Raw genomic sequence first — 17472 nt, 5'->3', positions numbered from 1 at the left:
AGCGGTGGTCTAGTCAGGTCAATGCGTCTGCGCGGGATTGAGCCGGTGCCGCTTCCGCCGGGGGCGCAGGCGCCGGCGGGTGGAGGGTGCCGCTACTGCCCCCGGACCTGCTTGCCGGTGACGGGGGCGCGGAAGGTGTTGTCCCGGAAGCCGATGTCGCCTCCGTGACGGCATCCCGGCATCGGCTGCCCGCGAACGACTACGGGTGGCCGCCCCACGGAATGGCCGCCCGGGCCGGCACCCACACGGAAGCCGTCCGCGCCCGTGCCCGCGCCGCCGCCCTCAGCGCCCCTGCGAAACCCACCGGTACACCAACTCCGGCCGTCCCACCTGCCCGTAGAGCGGGCTCCGCCCGGCCCGTCCGGCCTCCACCAGGTGTTCCAGATACCGCCGGGCGGTGATCCGGGAGATGCCCACGGCCTCGGCCACCCCGGCCGCCGTCAGTCCTTCCGCCGCCTGGCGCAGCACGCTCGTCACCCGTTCCAGGGTCGGCCCGCTCAGTCCCTTCGGCAGGGCCGCCGGGGACGGTGCCCGCAGCACCGCCAGGGCCCGGTCCACCTCGTCCTGGCCGCTCGCCTCACCCACCGACGCGTGGAACTCGGCGTACCGGACCAGCCGATCGCGGAGCGTCGCGAACGTGAACGGCTTCAGGACGTACTGCACGACCCCCAGCGAGACGCCTTCGCGCACCACCGCGAGATCCCGCGCCGAGGTCACCGCTATCACGTCCGCGTGCAGCCCGGCCGCCCGAAGCGACCGCGCCAGCTGCAAACCGTGCACATCCGGCAGATGCAGATCCAGCAACAGCAGGTCGACGGGCGTACGGTCCAGGAAGCGCCGCGCCTCCGCGCCCGTGTGCGCCTTCCCCACCGCGACGAATCCCGGCACCCGGCCGACGTACATCACATGCGCGTCGGCGGCCACCGGGTCGTCCTCGACCACCAGCACTCTGATCGGCTGTCCGTCCGTCATGCCTCGCCGCCTCCCGGAGCCGGTGCGGCCGTGCGCAACGGCAACCGCACCTCGAACACCGCTCCGCCCTCGCCGTCCTCACCGGACTCCGCCACCGTCAACGTGCCCTCGTGGCGGGTCACCGCCTGCCGGACCAGGGCCAGCCCGAGCCCCCGCCCGCCGGGCCCGGCCGGCTTCGTGGAGAACCCCCGCTGGAATACCAGGTCGGCATGGGCGGGGTCCACACCGGGGCCGGTGTCCGACACGCGCAGCACCACTTCGGCGGCCGAGGCGTACGCCGTCACCGTGACCCGTGCCCGCACGCTGCCCTGGGCCGCGTCCACCGCGTTGTCGATCAGGTTGCCGAGGATGGTCACCAGGTCCCGGGTGGACAGGCTCTCCGGAAGGAGGCCGTCGTCCAGGCGGCTGTCCGGGGACACCACCAGCTCCACGCCCCGCTCGTTCGCCTGCGCCGTCTTGCCCAGCAGCAGGGCGGCCAGCACCGGCTCGCTCACCGCCGCGACGACCTGGTCGGTCAGGGCCTGGGCCAGCTCCAGCTCGGCCGTGGCGAACTCCACCGCCTCCTCGGCGCGGCCCAGCTCGATCAGCGACACGACCGTGTGCAGGCGGTTCGCCGCCTCGTGCGCCTGCGAGCGCAGGGCCTGGGTGAAGCCCCGCTCCGAGTCCAACTCGCCCATCAACGACTGGAGTTCGGTGACATCGCGGAGCGTTGCGACCGTACCCCTGTGCTCACCCCCGGAGACCGGGGACGTGTTGACCACCAGCACCCGGGACGCCGCCAGGTGCACCTCGTCCACCCGGGGCTCGGAGGAGAGCAGGGCGCCCGTCAGCGGGGCCGGCAGGCCGAGGTCGGCCACCGAGCGGCCGACCAGCTCCGCGTCGGAGGCGCCGCCCAGGCCCAGCAGTTCCCGGCCGCCGTCGTTGATCAGCGCCACCCGGTACTGCCCGTCCAGCATCAGCAGCCCTTCCCGGACCGCGTGCAGCGCCGCCTGGTGGTAGTCGTGCATCCGGCTCAGCTCGGTGGCGTTCATGCCGTGGGTGTGGCGGCGCAGGCGGGCGTTGATCACGTACGTGCCGACCGCGCCGAGCAGCAGGGTGCCGCCGGCCACCCCGAGCAGGGCCGTGACCTGGTCCCGGACCCGGGCGCTGATCGTCTCCACCGTGATGCCGGCGCTGACCAGGCCGACGATCCGGCCGTTGTCCGAGATGGGGGCCACCGCGCGGACGGACGGGCCGAGGGTGCCGGTGTAGGTCTCGGTGAAGGTGCGGCCGTGCTGGGCAGGGCCGATGTTGCCGAGGAAGCGCCGGCCGATCTGTTTCTCGTCGGGGTGGGTCCAGCGGATGCCGGACGGGTTCATGATCGTGACGAAGTCGACGTTGGCGTCCCGCGTGACCTGGAGGGCGTACGGCTCCAGCCGGGACGTGGGGTCGGTGGTGCGGATCGCCGCCCGGACCGACGGGGAGTCGGCGATCGAACGGGCCACCGCCGTGGCCTGCCGGGCGGCGGCGTCCTCGGCCTGGCGCGCGTCGCTGACGTAGGTGAACAGCGCGTACCCGGCCACGACCAGCGCGATCAGCACGGCCTGCACGGCGAAGAGCTGGCCCGCCAGGCTGCGGGGTCTCGGCAGGGTCGGTACGCGCATGTCAGCAGTGTCCCTCTCCGTCGAAGCGCGAACTAAATGAACGCAAGGGTGACCGCCCTCACAGCCCCGGGAGATAGTCACGGCATTCCCCATCCGGACGTGAGCCGCACGCCGGTGTTCACCGACGAAGACGTCAAGGAGGGCAGTCGTGGCCGCCAGTACTCCCCCTACGGCACCTGCCGCACCCCGTGTGAAGCGGGACCGGACCCATTACCTGTACATCGCCGTCATCGCGGCGGTCGCGCTCGGCATCGTCGTGGGGCTGGTCTGGCCCGATGCCGCGGTGGAACTGAAGCCGCTGGGCACCGGTTTTGTGAACCTGATCAAGATGATGATCTCGCCGATCATCTTCTGCACGATCGTGCTCGGCATCGGTTCCGTACGGAAAGCCGCCAAGGTCGGCGCCGTCGGCGGGATCGCGCTCGGCTACTTCCTGGTGATGTCGCTCGTCGCGCTGGCCATCGGGCTCGTCGTCGGCAACGTGCTGCACCCCGGTGACGGGCTGCATCTGACCGACGCGCTCAAGCAGACCGGGCACGACCAGGTGTCGTCCGAAGCGCTGCCGCCCGTCGACTTCGTGCTGTCGATCATCCCGACCACGTTCGTGTCCGCCTTCACCCAGCAGCAGGTGCTCCAGACGCTGCTGGTGGCCCTGCTCGCCGGGTTCGCGCTCCAGGCCATGGGGTCGACCGGGGAGCCGGTGCTGCGCGGCATCGAGCACATCCAGCGGCTCGTCTTCCGCATCCTGTCGATGGTGATGTGGGCCGCGCCGGTCGGTGCGTTCGGCGCGATCGCGGCCGTGGTCGGCTCCGCCGGCATCGACGCGCTCAAGAGCCTGGCCGTGCTGATGCTCGGCTTCTACGTCACCTGCTTCCTGTTCGTCTTCATCGTGCTCGGCGCCCTGCTCCGGATCGTCGCCGGCCTGAACGTCTTCTCCCTGTTCAAGTACCTGGCCCGGGAATTCCTGCTGATCCTTTCCACCTCCTCGTCCGAGTCCGCGCTGCCGCGGCTCATCGCGAAGATGGAGCACCTGGGCGTCAGCCGGCCGGTCGTCGGCATCACTGTGCCGACCGGGTACTCGTTCAACCTCGACGGCACGATGATCTACATGACGATGGCGTCGCTGTACATCGCGGACGCGCTGGGTACCCCGATGTCGATCGGCGAGCAGATCCCGCTGCTGCTCTTCCTGCTGCTGGCGTCCAAGGGCGCGGCCGGGGTCAGCGGTGCGGGGCTCGCCACCCTGGCCGGCGGCCTCCAGTCCCACAAGCCGGCGCTGGTCGACGGCGTCGGGCTGATCGTCGGCATCGACCGGTTCATGAGCGAGGCCCGGGCGCTGACGAACTTCGCGGGCAACGCGGTCGCGACCGTGCTGGTCGGCACCTGGACCAAGGAGATCGACAAGGTGCGGGTGCGGCGGGTGCTGGCCGGGGAGCTGCCGTTCGACGAGGCCACGCTGCTGGACGAGGGCCGGGGCACGGTTTCCGATGCTCCCGAGCCGAGGGGAGAGGTGCTGGCCAAGGCCTAGGCGTCTGCCGGGCTCGGCCGTCGCGCGGCTGCGGGCCGTGTGCGGCCGGTCGCGCCCACGCGGCGGAGCCGCATACCGATACGGCCCCGGGCCCCTGAAGGGGCGCGAAGCGCCCTTCATCTCCGGACGTCCGGCCCCGCCTGAACCCGGGCCGGGCGTCCGGTACCGCCGCCGGGCGGCTGAGTACCCCCCGTACGCTCAGCCGCCCGGCTTCTTGCTGCGCTACGACACCTGGGCCACCAGCTCGGTGGCCCGTGAGGCGGGCACGCCCGCCGCGGTCAGTACGGCGACCGTGGCGGAGCGGCCCGCCTCTTCCGCTGCCAGCAGGCCGTCGTTCACCGCCTCCGTCACCGCGAACAGCATCTGCTCGTGCACATACGCGAGGGCCGGCGCGGGCAGCGGGGAGGCGAACACGCCCTCGTCCAAGCCGCGCTGGAGGAGGCGGATCTTGTTCTCGCGCAGCGGCGCGAGGCGTTCGCGGATGCCCTGCACGGTGACCGTGCGCTGGGCCAGGGCGATCAGCAGCCGGTAGCGGTCGGCGACGGGCCACAGGGCGAGCACCGAGCGGGCCACCGCCTCGGCCGGGTCGCTCACCCCGGCCCGGGCGTTCGCGTCGGCGTCCACCAGCGCCTCCACGGCCCCGTCCACCAGGGTGCTGATCAGCGCTTCCCGGTTGGGGAAGTGGCCGTAGACCGTCCGTCGTACGACCCCCGCGGCGCGCGCGATCTGGTCCATGGAGGCGTCGGGGTCGCGCAGCAGTTCGGCGAGGGCGACGTCGAGGATGCGGCGCCGGTTGGCGTCGGCGCGGCTGGTGTTACCCGTGGTCATGGCGGTCATTCTGCCTTCCCGCGGCCCTCCCGGCTCGACTTGCACAGTGTTGTGCAACGACGTACATTGCACATGGTTGTGCAATTGCACGCCAATGTGCAAGTTCCGTCGCGTACCCGAGGAAGGCGACCCCTGCCATGCGACTCGTCATGACCGAACCGGTCGAAAGGATGGAGCGGCCCTACGCCCGGCGCTGGTGGGCGCTGCTGGTGCTGTGCCTGAGTCTGCTGATCATCGTGATGGCGAACACCGCCCTCACCGTCGCGGCGCCCGACATGACGAAGGACCTCGGGCTCTCCAGCGCCGACCTCCAGTGGGTGATCGACGGCTACACCGTCCCCTACGCGGCGCTGATGCTGCTGCTCGGTGCGATCGGCGACAAGTACAGCCGGCGCGGGGCGCTCGTCCTCGGTCTGCTGGTGTTCGGCGGCGGGGCCGTCTTCGGGTACCTCGCCGACAGCTCCACGACCGTCATCGCGGCCCGGGCCGTGATGGGTGTCGGCGCGGCCCTCATCATGCCGGCCACGCTCTCGCTGCTCGCCGCCACCTTCCCGCGCGCCGAGCGGGCCAAGGCGATCGTGCTGTGGACGGCCACGGCCGGGCTCGCCATCGCCGCCGGACCGGTGGTCGCCGGCGCCCTGCTGCGCGACCACGGCTGGTCCTCGACCTTCCTGATCAACGTGCCCATCGCGGCCGTCGCCGTCGTCGGGGCCTTGGTCCTCGTGCCGCCGTCCAAGGCCGGTCACCACGACCGCATCGACTACGTCGGCGGCCTGCTGTCGGTGATCTGGACCGGCGCGCTCGTCTACATGATCATCGAGGGCCCGCACTTCGGCTGGGGCGCCAAGGCCGTCGGGGCGGCCGTCGCCGCGGGCGCCGGCCTGATCGCGTTCGTCCTGTGGGAGCTGCGCCACCCGCGCCCGATCCTGGACGTGCGCCGCTTCACGGGCCGCCGGTTCGCGGGCTCCAACCTCGCCGTCGCCCTGTTCTTCCTCGCCGTCTTCGGCGCCTTCTACTACCTCACCCAGCACCTCCAGTTCGTCCTCGGCTACGACGCCCTGGAGACCGGTGTGCGCATGCTGCCGCTCGCCGGTGCCGTCTTCGTCGGCTCCGCCCTGACCGGCTGGCTCACCCCGCGCGTCGGCATGAAGTGGACCGTCAGCGCCGGCATGGTCGGCGGTACGACCGCCCTCGCCCTGCTCACCCGCGTGGACGCGGGCTCCGGCTACGGCGACTTCGTCGCGCCGCTGATCATCCTGGGCCTCGCCATCGGTCTCGCCCTCTCGCCCTGCACCGACGCCATCATGGGCGCGTTCCCGGAGTCCGAGCTGGGCGTCGGAGGTGCCGTCAACGACACCTCGCTGGAGCTGGGCGGCTCGCTCGGCATCGCCATCCTCGGCTCGCTGCTCGCCACCTCCTACGGCGACCACCTGTCCGACGCCACCGCCGGCAGCAAGCTTCCGGCCGACGCCCTGGACACCGCGCAGGACTCGGTCGGCGCCGGGTACGCCGTCGCGCAGGGCATCGGCGAGAAGGCGCACCAGGCCGCCGCGCAGGCCCAGCAGGCGACCGACCCGCAGCAGGCCGCGCAGCTCAAGCAGCAGGCCGCCGAACTGGCCGCCGGTGCCCGGCAGATGTCCGACGCGGTGGGCTCCGCCTTCTCCGACGCGGTCGCCCACACCAGCCTGGTCGGCGCGGTGATCCTCGGCATCGGCACGGTCCTGGTGGCCTTCCTGCTGCCGCGCCGGGACGCCGGCGCGCCGGAGGCGACGGAGACGGAGAAGGAACTGGTGGACAGCGCGACCGCCTGATCGCCTTGCCCATGCGTCCACTAACGTGCCGTTCCGGATCAACCGGAACGGCACGTTCGTGCGTGGCGTCAGTACATGTATGGAGGCACGGGGGATGAAGATCGACTGGGACCGGCGGACCTGCGCGCGCAAGGGCCATGTGACCTACGCGCCCGACGATCCCCGGCTGCGGATCAGGCTGCACGCCCAGACCGCGCTCGGGGACGTCTGGCGGTGCCTGCGCTGCGGTGACTTCGTGCTCGGCGACCCGCGCGGCTCCGGACCGGCCGCCGACGCGCCGCTGGTGCCGCGCGGCAAGGTGCTGCGGGACCTGTTCGTGCTGCGCTTCCTCGCCGTGGAGCGGGCCGTGCGCGGGGTGTTCATCGTGCTGGTCGCGGCCGCGGTGTGGAAGTTCAGCAACAGCCAGGACGCGGTGCGCCGCCTGTTCGACGAGTACCTGGACGTCTTCCGCCCGGTGTTCCGGCACTTCCACTACGACCTCGACCACTCGCCGGTCGTCGGCTCCGTCCAGAAGGCGTTCGGCTACCGGCACTCCACGCTCCTGCTGGTGGCCGGCCTGCTGCTGGCCTACGCGCTGATCGAGATCATCGAGGCGGTCGGCCTCTGGTACGCCAAGCGCTGGGCGGAGTATCTGACGGTGGTCGCCACGGCCGCCTTCCTCCCGCTGGAGATCTACGAGCTCACCGAGCACGTCAGCTGGCTGAAGATCACCACCCTGGTGCTGAACATCCTGGCCGTTCTCTACATCGCCCTGACCAAGCGGCTGTTCGGACTGCGCGGCGGGCGCCGGAAGTTCGAGGAGGAACGGCACAGCGCCTCGCTGCTGGAGGTGGAGGAGTCGGCGGGGGTCATGGTCTAGCCATGGCGCTCCTCCCGCCGGCCTTGCCTTGACGCCGACGTCAACCTCTACCGTCGTAGGCATGCGAATCGGCGAGCTGGCCGCACGGGCCGGAACCACGACACGCACCCTGCGCTACTACGAGTCCCGGGGCCTGCTGCCGGCCCGGCGCGACGGCAACGGACACCGGACGTACGACGAGAGCGACGTCCGGCTGCTGGAGCAGATCCGCACCCTTCAGGACTTCGGCTTCGACCTGGAGGAGACACGGCCGTTCGTGGAGTGTCTGCGGGCCGGGCATCCGGAGGGCGACTCCTGCCCGGCCTCGCTGGTGGTCTACCGGCGCAAGCTGGCCGAGCTGGACGCGCTCATCGGGGAGCTGACCGCGGTGCGCGAGACGGTCGCGGGGCAGCTGGCGCGGGCCGAGCGGGCGCGGGACGAGCTGGCCGCCGAGGCGCGGGCTCCGGGAGGTCCGGAGCCTCTGTGCGAGCTGGGAGGGCAGAAACGGTGAGCAAAGCCGCGGGTGTGGCCGAAGTGGGGGACGCGGACTTCGCGACGGAGGTCCTGGAGTCCGAACTGCCGGTGCTGGTGGAGTTCACGGCCGACTGGTGTCCGCCGTGCCGGCAGATGGCGCCGGTGCTCAGCCAGCTCGCGTCCGAGGAGGGCGAGCGGCTGAAGGTCGTCCAGCTGGACGTGGACCACAACCCGGACACCACGAACGCCTACAAGGTGCTGTCGATGCCGACGTTCATGGTGTTCCGGGACGGTGAGCCGGTGAAGTCGATGGTGGGGGCGCGGCCCAAGCGGCGGTTGCTGGAAGAGCTGGCCGACGTGCTGTAAAGCGGCCGGGCCACCCACGAAAAATCCCCCGGGCAATTGCGCTCGGGGGATTTCTGTGCGTATATTCGGTGGTTCGCGACTTCGTATTGAACGGGTCGCGGAGAAGTTCAGTGAGCACAGTATATGCGGGCGGGAGCGGAATTGTCAAACGCGGATCTGTCGAACAGCGAATTTCCGGATGACGAATTGCGGCACGAGCAGGAATTCATCGACGGACTGTACGCGCGCGTGGACGTGCTGCGCGGCGAGGCCGAGACCTCCGTCGCGGACGCGCTCGCCCAGGGCGACAAGCCGATGCAGGCCCGGCTGGAGCGGGACATCCTGGTCGCCGAGCGCTCGGGGCTGCTCGCCGCGCTGAACGCCGTGGACGGCTCGCTCTGCTTCGGCCGGATCGACCTGACCGACGGCACGAAGCACCACATCGGCCGGATCGGGCTGCGCGAGGACGACACCGAGCGCACACCCGTCCTCATCGACTGGCGGGCCGATGTCGCCCGCCCCTTCTACCTCGCCACCGGCCACACCCCGATGGGCCTGCGCCGCCGCCGGCACATCGCCACCGAGGGCCGGACCGTCACCTCCCTGCACGACGAGATCCTGGATCTCGGCGACGCCACCCGCACCGGGCACGAGGACCACAACGGCGACGCCGTGCTGCTGGCCGCGCTGAACTCGGCGCGCACCGGCCGGATGAGCGACATCGTGCAGACCATCCAGGCCGACCAGGACCGCATCATCCGCGCACCCCATCAGGGCGTGCTGGTCGTGGAGGGCGGCCCCGGCACCGGCAAGACCGCGGTCGCCCTGCACCGCGCGGCCTACCTGCTCTACGAGTACCGGGAGCTGCTGGCCCGCCGCGCGGTCCTCATCGTCGGCCCCAACCCCGCCTTCCTCGGCTACATCGGCGAGGTGCTGCCCTCCCTCGGTGAGACCGGGGTGCTGCTCGCCACCGTCGGCGAGCTCTTCCCCGGCGTGAAGGCCACCGCCACCGACACCCCCGAGGCCGCCGCCGTCAAGGGCCGCGCCGACATGGCCGACGTGCTCGCCGCCGTCGTACGCGACCGGCAGGCCCTGCCCGACCCGGTCATCGCGGTTCAGCACGACCGCGAGGTGCTCATGCTGGACGACGGCCTGGTCGGCGTCGCCCGCGAGCGCACCCGCGCCGCCGAACTGCCGCACAACGCGGCCCGCGAGCACTTCGAGGGCTACATCCTCAACACCCTCACCGAGCTGTACGCCGAGCGCGTGGGCACCGACCCGTACGACGGCAGCAACCTGCTCGACGCCTCCGACATCACCCAGATCCGCGACGAACTCGCCGAGAACCCGGAAGTCTGGGACGCCATCGACCGGTTGTGGCCCCGGATCACCCCGCAACGGCTGGTCGCCGACTTCCTCGCGGAGCCGGACGGATATCTCCCGAAGGCGGACGCCGACGCGATCCGCCGCCCGGTGACCCGCGCCTGGACCGTCGCCGACGTCCCCCTGCTGGACGAGGCGGCCGAACTCCTCGGCGAGGACGACCGGATGGCCCGGGCCCGCGCCGAGCGGGAACGCGAGACCCAGGTGGCCTACGCGCAGGGGGTCCTGGACGTGTCGTACGCCTCCCGGACGTACGAGTTCGAGGACAAGGAGGACAGCGACCCCGACGCCTCGGAGGTGCTGAGCGCCCACGACATCATCGACGCCGAGCGGTTCGCCGAGCGGCACGAGGAGGCCGACCACCGCAGCGCCGCCGAGCGGGCCGCCGCCGACCGCACCTGGGCGTTCGGCCACATCATCGTGGACGAGGCACAGGAGCTGTCCCCGATGGCCTGGCGGCTGCTGATGCGCCGCAGCCCGACTCGCGCCATGACCCTGGTCGGCGACCCCGCCCAGACGGCGGAGGCGGCCGGCGTCGGCTCCTGGGCGGACATCCTCACCCCCTTTGTCGAGGACCGCTGGGAGCACACCCGGCTGGGCGTCAACTACCGGACCCCGGCGGAGATCATGGACCTGGCCGCGGCCGTGGTCCGGGCCGCGCACCCGGACTTCGAACCGCCGAGTTCCGTCCGGGCCACCGGCGTACGGCCCTGGGTGCGGCAGGCGTCCGACGACCTGCCCGGCGCCGTCGCCAAGGCGGTCGCCGAACTCACCCCCACGGAGGGCCGGCTCGCGGTGATCGCCCCGCGCACGCTGCACCGCTCCCTGGCCGCCCGGCTGGACGGCGTCACGGCCGGCGCGGAACCCGACCTGACGCGGACGGTGGTCCTGCTCGACCCGCGCCAGGCCAAGGGGCTCGAGTTCGACTCGGTGCTGGTGGTGGAACCGGCCGCGTACGGCACGAGCGACCTGTACGTGGCCCTGACCCGGGCCACCCAGCGGCTCGGCGTGCTGCACACGGGCTCGCTGCCGCCGGGCTTGGCCGACATGAGGTGACGGTAGGGACAGCGGGCGTCTGGGGGCTGCCGCCCCCAGGCCCCGCTTCGGCCTGAACGGCCTCGTCCACGAACGCGGACGGGCTGTTCCGGCCGCCTTCTCTCAACCGCCGGCCGCCTTCTGCGGGTTCGTGCCCTTCGGCGGCTCCAGCCCCTTCTCCGGATGCACGCGGAAGGCAGCGGTCCAGGCCGTGGGCGGGCAGGAGCGGCCGTTGGGGTGCTGCTCGTCCAGCCGGGCCCGCCGGCTGTCCCGGACGACGACCCGGCCGTCCTTCCGGGACGTCACGGTGAGCCGCACCGGTACCGGGCCGGACCCGACGTCGTCCGGGAGCCGTACCGACACCGTCCGGACCGGATCGCCGGGATCGCCGGACGCCCGCTGCGCGCATCTGCCGTGCACGCACAGCCGGACCGTCACCGCGTCCTGCTGCTTCCCGAAGTCCGCCGGCCGCCACACGACGCCGACGCCCGAGTCCATGTCCGACAGGGTGCACGCCCTGTCCGGCGCACAGCCCGTCAGGGCGACCGCCACCATCCCCAGAGCCACGACGATCCGCCGCATGCCCGCCCCCTCTCGCCTCTCCCGCCCCACCAGGCGCCCGAGCGTAGGCGCACGGCGAGGCGTAAGGCAAAGGGCAGGTCAGGCCGGGCGCAGCCAGATCGTCGCCAGCGGCGGCAAGGTCAGCCGGATGCTCGCCGGGCGGCCGTGCCAGGGGTGCGGCTCGGGTTTGACGACGTCCGGATGGGTGACGTCGCTGCCGCCGTAGCGGGCCGCGTCGGTGTTCAGCACCTCCGTCCAGGCCGGCACCTCCTCGGGCACCCCGATCCGGTAGTCGGCGCGGACCACCGGGGCCAGATGGGAGACCGCGAGCAGCGGGGTGCCGTCGGCGTCGTGGCGCAGGAACGCGAAGACGTTGTCGTCCGCCGCGTCCCCGGTGACCCACTGGAAGCCCGCCGGGTCGGTGTCCCGCTGCCACAGGGCCGGGGTCGCCCGGTACCGCGCGTTGAGGTCCCGCACCAGGTCCCGCACGCCCCGGTGGTCGGCCTCGGCGGCGTACGCCGGGTCGAGCAGCCACCAGTCGGGGCCGTGGGCCTCGGACCACTCGGCGCCCTGGGCGAACTCCTGGCCCATGAAGAGGAGCTGCTTGCCCGGGTGGGCCCACATGAAGCCCAGGTAGGCACGGTGGTCGGCCCGCTGCTGCCACCAGTCGCCGGGCATCTTCGACACCAGGGACCGCTTGCCGTGCACCACCTCGTCGTGGGAGATGGGCAGGACGTAGTTCTCGCTCCAGGCGTACATCATCGAGAACGTCATCTCGTGGTGGTGGTACGCGCGGTGAACGGGGTCGTGGCTCATGTACTGGAGCGAGTCGTGCATCCAGCCCATGTTCCACTTCAGGCCGAAGCCGAGCCCGCCGAAGCCGCTGGGGCCCCGGTGGTGGGTGGGCCGGGTGACGCCGTCCCAGGCGGTCGACTCCTCGGCGATGGTCACCACGCCCGGGCAGCGCCGGTACACGGTCGCGTTCATCTCCTGGAGGAAGGCCACCGCGTCCAGGTTCTCCCGGCCGCCGTGCTCGTTCGGCGTCCACTGGCCCGGCTCGCGCGAGTAGTCCAGGTAGAGCATCGAGGCGACCGCGTCGACGCGCAGCCCGTCGATGTGGAACTCCTCGCACCAGTACACGGCGTTCGCCACCAGGAAGTTGCGCACCTCGCGCCGGCCGAAGTCGAACTCCAGGGTGCCCCAGTCGGGATGGGCGGCCCGCAGCGGGTCGTGGTGCTCGTACAACGGGCGCCCGTCGAACTCGGCCAGCGCCCAGTCGTCGCGCGGGAAGTGCGCCGGCACCCAGTCCATCAGCACGCCGATGCCCGCCTGGTGCAGCCTGTCCACCAGGTACTTGAAGTCGTCGGGGGTGCCGAGCCGGGCCGTCGGGGCGTAGAACCCGGTCACCTGGTAACCCCAGGAGCCGCCGAAGGGGTGCTCGGCCACCGGCATCAGCTCCACGTGCGTGAAGCCCATCTCCCGCACGTACGACGGCAGCTGCTCGGCCAGCTGGCGATAGGTCAGCCCCGGGCGCCAGGAGGGCAGGTGGACCTCGTACACGGAGAAGGGCGCCTCGTGGACCGGCGTGTCCGCCCGGTGGGCCAGCCACTCCGCGTCTCCCCACTCGTGATGCGAGGCGTGCACGATCGAGGAGGTCGCGGGCGGCACCTCGGTGCGCCGGGCCAGCGGGTCGGCGCGCAGGGTGCGCGAGCCGTCCGGGCGGGTGATCTCGAACTTGTACAGCTCGCCCTCGCCGATCCCCGGCACGAACAGCTCCCAGACCCCGGTGGCGCCGAGCGAGCGCATCGGGAAGCCGGTGCCGTCCCAGAAGTTGAAGCCGCCGGTGACCCGGACGCCCCGCGCGTTCGGCGCCCACACCGCGAACCGGGTCCCGGTGACGCCCTCGTGGGTGGTGACGTGCGCGCCGAGCGCCTGCCACAGCTGCTCGTGCCGGCCCTCGCCGATCAGGTGCAGGTCCAGCTCGCCGAGGGTGGGCAGGAAGCGGTAGGCGTCCTCGGTCTCGTGGACCGCCCCGTCGTATGTCACGAGCAGCCGGTAGGCGGGGGCCTCGGTGAGCGGCAGCAGGCCGGAGAAGAAGCCGTCACCGTCGTCGTGCAGCTCCGCGCGCAGCTCGCCCGAGACCACGGTGACCGCCCGCGCGTACGGGCGGAAGGCGCGGACCGCGACCCCGCCCGGCACCGGGTGCGCGCCCAGGACGGCGTGCGGGTCGTGGTGGGTGCCGTGCAGCAGCCGCTCGCGGTCGCCGGCGCCGACGGCGGGGGAGACGGCGATCTCCGGCGCGGGTGGCGCCGGCTGCGGCGGTACCTGCGCGGCCCGCGTCCCCGTGGCCTTCCTCTCGGCCTTGGTCTTGCCGGACTTGTTCCTGCTGGCTGACTTCTTGGACGTCACGAGCGAGTCTCCCGGGCGAGGATCGGGTCAGGTCGGGTCGGACGCGGCGAGGCGACGGATCGCCGACAGCGGTACGGGGAGCCAGTCGGGGCGGTGCCGGGCCTCGTAGACGACCTCGTAGACCGCCTTGTCGGTCTCGAAGGCCCGCAGCAGCACCGGCTCGGTGCGCGGGTCGCGGCCGGCCACCTCCGCGTACCCGGAGCAGTAGGCGGCCCGGCAGGCCCGCGCCCACTCCGGGGCCGGCGGGGACGCCGAGTGGGCCGCGTAGTCGAAGGAGCGGAGCATCCCCGCGATGTCCCGCACCGGCGGCTGCGGCATCCGCCGCTCGGCCGGCGGCCGGGCCGGCTCGCCCTCGAAGTCGATCAGCGACCACTGGCCGGACGGCGAGCGCAGGCACTGCCCGAGGTGCAGATCGCCGTGGACCCGCTGGGCGGTCCAGGTGCGGCCCTCGGCGGCGAGCTGGCCGAGCGCCGCGTAGGCCGAGCGCAGCCCGTCCTCGTACGGCCGCAGCGCCGGCACCGCCTGCACGGCCGCCGCCAGCCGCTCGGTCATGCCGTCGACCAGCGACGCCAGCTGGGTGTGGCCGAGGGTGACCGTCGGCAGGGCACGGGCGAGCGCGGTGTGCACCTCGGCGGTGGCCCGGCCCAGTGCGCGGGCCTCGGCGACGAAGTCCTCGCCCTTGGCGAGCTCGCGCAGCGCCAGCTCCCAGCCGTCGCTCGCGCCGTTCACGAAGGGCTGGAGCACGGCCAGGACGTAGGGCTCCGTGGCCACCTCGGTATGGAGCCAGGCCGTCGGCGCGGGCACCCGGGGGCAGCGCTCGCGGGCCAGGGCGAGGGGTATCTCCAGATCGGGGTTGACACCGGGCACGACCCGGCGCAGCAACTTCAGGATGAACGTATCTCCGTAGACCACCGACGAGTTGGACTGTTCGGCGGTCAGCAGCCGGGCCACCAGGCCTGCCCGGATCTCCTGGTGCGGGTCCCGCTCGAACCGCAGCCCGCCGATGCGGGCCTGGGTGCGCAGGGCCTCCAGGAGCACCTCGGCGGGCCGGGGGTCGTACAGGGCCTCGTACACCGTGCGTCCGGCGAGCGGCCCCTCGGTCACGTGTCCGATCAGCGCGGGCGCCAGCCGGGGCGGCAGCGCCTCGCGCACGCCTATGAGGAGCTGGTAACAGTCGCCGGGGTGCGGCGGGGCGCCCGGCACATCGGGCTGGTGGACGCGCAGGAGCAGGTGGTACAGGCCCAGCCGACCGTCGGGGGGCAGCAGTTCGGTGACGGCCACCGGGGTGAAGCCGGTGACCGGGCGGCCCTTGCCCGCGAACCAGCGCTGCCGTGGCAGCCAGGCGCGCAGCAGCGGATCGAGCGAGGCGAGGAGAGACCGGGTGGTGCCGGAGGGGGTGACCGTTTCCGCCATGGGCGTCACGTCCTTTCCCCGGGTGTCGTCGGGGTGTTACTGATGCGTGCCCCGGGTGGGGCGGTGGAAACCGCCCCACCCGGCCGGTTAGACGTCGTCCCGGCGCAGCCGGAACCAGTAGAAGCCGTGTCCCGCGAGGGTGAGCAGGTACGGCAGCTCACCGATCGCCGGGAACCGGACCCCGCCGAACAGCTCGACGGGGTTCCGCCCGCCGAATCGGCTCAGGTCCAGCTCCGTGGGCTGGGCGAAGCGGGAGAAGTTGTGGACGCACAGCACGAGGTCGTCCCCTCCGTCCTTGGACAGGGGGGCCTCGCGCAGGAAGGCGAGCACCGCCGGGTTCGACGACGGCAGCTCGGTATAGGACCCCAGTCCGAAGGCAGGATTCTGCTTACGGATCTCGATCATGCGGCGGGTCCAGTGCAGCAGGCTGGAGGGTGAGGCCATGGACGCCTCGACGTTGGTGACCTGGTAGCCGTAGACCGGGTCCATGATCGCGGGCAGGAACAGTCGTCCCGGGTCACAGGACGAGAAGCCCGCGTTGCGGTCGGGGGTCCACTGCATGGGGGTGCGGACGGCGTCGCGGTCGCCGAGCCAGATGTTGTCGCCCATGCCGATCTCGTCGCCGTAGTAGAGGATCGGCGAGCCGGGCAGGGACAGCAGCAGGGCCGTGAACAGCTCGATCTGGTTGCGGTCGTTGTCGAGCAGTGGCGCCAGGCGCCGGCGGATGCCGATGTTGGCGCGCATCCGCGGGTCCTTGGCGTACTCGGCCCACATGTAGTCGCGTTCCTCGTCGGTGACCATCTCGAGGGTCAGCTCGTCGTGGTTGCGCAGGAAGATGCCCCACTGGCAGCCGGACGGGATCGCGGGGGTCTTGGCCAGGATCTCCGAGACCGGGTAGCGGGATTCCCGCCGTACGGCCATGAAGATGCGCGGCATGACCGGGAAGTGGAACGCCATGTGGCACTCGTCGCCGCCGGTGCGGAAGTCGCCGAAGTAGTCGACGACGTCCTCGGGCCACTGGTTGGCCTCGGCGAGCAGCACCTTGTCGGGGTACTGGGCGTCGATCTCCTTGCGCACCCGCCTCAGGAACTCGTGGGTCGCCGGCAGGTTCTCGCAGTTGGTGCCCTCCTGCTGGTACAGGTACGGCACCGCGTCCAGTCGGAACCCGTCGATGCCGAGATCCAGCCAGAACTTCAGCGCGGAGATCATCTCCTCCTGCACGGCCGGGTTCTCGTAGTTCAGGTCCGGCTGGTGCGAGAAGAAGCGATGCCAGTAGTACTGCTTGCGTACCGGGTCGTACGTCCAGTTGGAGACCTCGGTGTCGACGAAGATGATCCGGGCGTCCTGGAACTGCTTGTCGTCGTCGGCCCATACGTAGTAGTCCCCGTACGGACCGTCCGGATCCCGCCTCGACTCCTGGAACCACGGGTGCTGGTCGCTGGTGTGGTTCATGACGAAGTCGATGATGACGCGCATGCCGCGCTGGTGGGCGGCGTCCACGAACTCCACGAAGTCGGCGAGGTCACCGAACTCCGGGAGGACGGCGGTGTAGTCGGAGACGTCGTAACCGCCGTCCCGCAGGGGCGACTTGAAGAACGGCGGCAGCCACAGACAGTCCACGCCGAGCCACTGGAGATAGTCGAGCTTGGCGGTCAGGCCCTTCAGGTCGCCGACGCCGTCGCCGTTGCTGTCCTGGAAGGAGCGGACCAGGACCTCGTAGAAGACGGCGCGTTTGAACCACTCCGGGTCCCGGTCCTTGGCGGGAGTGTCCTCGAAGGTGTCCGGAACGGGCTCATTGACGCTCATATGGTGGGTGACCCTCCGATCTCCGGGGTGGACGGTCGCAGGACGGTGAACACATGCGCGGGCCTATGACCCGGTTCGAGGCGCACATAGTTGGCCCTGCCCCAGTAGTAGGTCTCGCCGGTGAGCTCGTCGCGCACCGGCACGGACTCGTGCCAGTCCAGGCCGAGTTGCGGCATGTCCAACGAGACCGTGGCTTCCTGGGTGTGCTGCGGGTCAAGGTTGGCGACCACCAGAACCGTGTTCGATCCGCTCCGTTTCGAGTAGGCGATCACCGCGCCCTGGTCGGCGTGATGGAAGTGCAGGTTCCGTAGCTGCCGCAGGGCAGGGCTGCGCCGTCGGACGGCGTTGAGCCGGGTGATGAGCGGTGCGATGGTCCGGCCCTCCCGCTCGGCCGCTTCCCAGTCCCTCGGCTTGAGCTGGTACTTC

The 17472-nt window shown here is 71.7% G+C and carries 13 protein-coding genes and 1 pseudogene; 6 read left to right on the top strand and 8 right to left on the bottom strand.

Going from position 1 to position 17472, the window contains the following annotated elements; genetic code table 11:
* Positions 1-282: 282 nt before the first annotated feature.
* Positions 283-972, bottom strand: a complete 690-nt coding sequence (locus ACZ7DL_RS32925; protein WP_470779845.1) for a response regulator — start codon at positions 970-972, stop codon at positions 283-285.
* Positions 969-2615, bottom strand: coding sequence for a sensor histidine kinase (locus tag ACZ7DL_RS32920; RefSeq protein WP_470779843.1), 1647 nt, complete (start codon positions 2613-2615; stop codon positions 969-971). The genes ACZ7DL_RS32925 and ACZ7DL_RS32920 overlap by 4 nt, the downstream gene beginning before the upstream one ends.
* Before the next feature lie 148 nt (positions 2616-2763).
* On the opposite strand from ACZ7DL_RS32920, the gene ACZ7DL_RS32915 reads away from it, so the two are divergent.
* Positions 2764-4143, top strand: a complete 1380-nt coding sequence (locus ACZ7DL_RS32915) for a cation:dicarboxylate symporter family transporter (protein WP_470779841.1) — start codon at positions 2764-2766, stop codon at positions 4141-4143.
* A 222-nt stretch (positions 4144-4365) separates the two neighbouring features.
* On the opposite strand, the gene ACZ7DL_RS32910 is transcribed toward ACZ7DL_RS32915, so the two are convergent.
* Complete coding sequence (locus ACZ7DL_RS32910; RefSeq protein WP_470779839.1) at positions 4366-4980, bottom strand: TetR/AcrR family transcriptional regulator; 615 nt, start codon at positions 4978-4980, stop codon at positions 4366-4368.
* 128 nt (positions 4981-5108) lie between these two features.
* On the opposite strand from ACZ7DL_RS32910, the gene ACZ7DL_RS32905 reads away from it, so the two are divergent.
* The 5 genes from ACZ7DL_RS32905 (at position 5109) to ACZ7DL_RS32885 (ending at position 10878) form a co-directional block, all read left to right on the top strand.
* Complete coding sequence (locus ACZ7DL_RS32905) at positions 5109-6782, top strand: MFS transporter (protein WP_470779838.1); 1674 nt, start codon at positions 5109-5111, stop codon at positions 6780-6782.
* A 94-nt stretch (positions 6783-6876) separates the two neighbouring features.
* Positions 6877-7641 (top strand): DUF2127 domain-containing protein, encoded by a 765-nt coding sequence (locus ACZ7DL_RS32900; RefSeq protein ID WP_470779836.1) that lies wholly within the window; start codon positions 6877-6879, stop codon positions 7639-7641.
* A gap of 61 nt (positions 7642-7702) precedes the next feature.
* Entirely contained in the window at positions 7703-8131 is a 429-nt protein-coding gene (locus tag ACZ7DL_RS32895; protein WP_470779834.1) for a MerR family transcriptional regulator, read from the top strand.
* A 14-nt stretch (positions 8132-8145) separates the two neighbouring features.
* Positions 8146-8460 (top strand): thioredoxin, encoded by a 315-nt coding sequence (gene trxA / locus ACZ7DL_RS32890; protein ID WP_470779963.1) that lies wholly within the window; start codon positions 8146-8148, stop codon positions 8458-8460.
* Positions 8461-8583: 123 nt separating this feature from the next.
* Positions 8584-10878, top strand: coding sequence for a HelD family protein (locus tag ACZ7DL_RS32885; RefSeq protein WP_470779832.1), 2295 nt, complete (start codon positions 8584-8586; stop codon positions 10876-10878).
* Between the two features lie 102 nt (positions 10879-10980).
* Here the strand turns inward: ACZ7DL_RS32885 and ACZ7DL_RS32880 are convergent, their stop codons facing one another.
* From ACZ7DL_RS32880 to ACZ7DL_RS32860, 5 genes and pseudogenes are all read right to left on the bottom strand, one after another.
* The gene (locus ACZ7DL_RS32880) at positions 10981-11439 is read right to left on the bottom strand and encodes a hypothetical protein (protein WP_470779830.1); all 459 of its coding nucleotides are present in this window, start codon (positions 11437-11439) and stop codon (positions 10981-10983) included.
* Between the two features lie 78 nt (positions 11440-11517).
* Positions 11518-13827 (bottom strand): 1,4-alpha-glucan branching enzyme, encoded by a 2310-nt coding sequence (gene glgB / locus ACZ7DL_RS32875; protein ID WP_470779828.1) that lies wholly within the window; start codon positions 13825-13827, stop codon positions 11518-11520.
* A 27-nt stretch (positions 13828-13854) separates the two neighbouring features.
* Positions 13855-15240: a maltokinase N-terminal cap-like domain-containing protein gene (locus tag ACZ7DL_RS32870; RefSeq protein WP_470779826.1), complete on the bottom strand. Its 1386-nt coding sequence runs from the start codon at positions 15238-15240 to the stop codon at positions 13855-13857.
* An 87-nt stretch (positions 15241-15327) separates the two neighbouring features.
* Positions 15328-17046: a maltose alpha-D-glucosyltransferase gene (gene treS / locus ACZ7DL_RS32865; protein WP_470779824.1), complete on the bottom strand. Its 1719-nt coding sequence runs from the start codon at positions 17044-17046 to the stop codon at positions 15328-15330.
* A pseudogene (locus ACZ7DL_RS32860) lies at positions 17043-17472 on the bottom strand (alpha-1,4-glucan--maltose-1-phosphate maltosyltransferase); the annotation flags it as partial. The pseudogene ACZ7DL_RS32860 and the gene treS, both read right to left, overlap by 4 nt.

This window comes from Streptomyces sp. NPDC036984 (genome assembly GCF_055607665.1).
The sequence above is the reverse complement of the archived record's forward strand: the minus strand, read 5'-3'. Positions and strand labels throughout refer to the sequence as shown.